Below are 660 nucleotides of genomic sequence, written 5' to 3'. Positions count from 1 at the left end.
GAAATTTTTTGGTGCACCAACGCCCATGCGGCGCCTTGGTTTGCCGATAGCGGCTTAGCACTCGATCGACAGGGCTTTATTGAGGTGAATGAACACCTGCAGTCCAGCAGCCACAGCGACGTGTTTGTCGCCGGCGATGCCGCTGCACTCATGGGCCAACCGCGACCCAAAGCTGGGGTCTTCGCGGTGCGGCAAGCATCGGTGCTATTTGACAACCTGATGGCGACGTTGCTCAAGCAACCCCTGCGCGCCTATCGCGCCCAAACCAGCTTTTTAAGCATCTTGTCGCTCGGCGACGGCACTGCTATGGCGACTCGCGCCAATGGCATGATGCCAACGCTCAGCGGGCGCTGGGTTTGGCGCTGGAAAGACCGTATAGATCGCAGCTTTATGGCCCTGTTTAGCGGCCTCGAACCTCGTCTCGAACCCATGTCTGGCGCGCCCCAGACGTCGCTCGCACCGGCGCTATTGAGCCAAATGGGAAGCGAAACTACACCGGCGATGAGCCAGTTGGCCATGCGCTGCGGTGGCTGCGGCGCCAAGGTGGGTGCCGACATTTTGTCAAAGGTGGTGGCTGAACTTGACACCGTGAAGCGACCCGAGGTGGTGATCGGGCTCGACGATCCAGACGACGCCGCCGCGATCCGCTTTAATGCCGAC

Annotated in this window: 1 protein-coding gene; it reads left to right on the top strand. The window is 60.6% G+C overall.

Annotated elements, in window-relative coordinates; all coding sequences use genetic code 11:
- Window positions 1–660, top strand: a 660-nt coding sequence (locus ACFQEU_RS17260; RefSeq protein WP_379784149.1) for an FAD-dependent oxidoreductase, incomplete at both ends; no start/stop codon positions are given.

Source organism: Halorubrum tibetense (assembly GCF_042661865.1).
Classification (GTDB): Archaea; Halobacteriota; Halobacteria; order Halobacteriales; family Haloferacaceae; genus Halorubrum; species Halorubrum tibetense.
The sequence above is the reverse complement of the archived record's forward strand: the minus strand, read 5'-3'. Positions and strand labels throughout refer to the sequence as shown.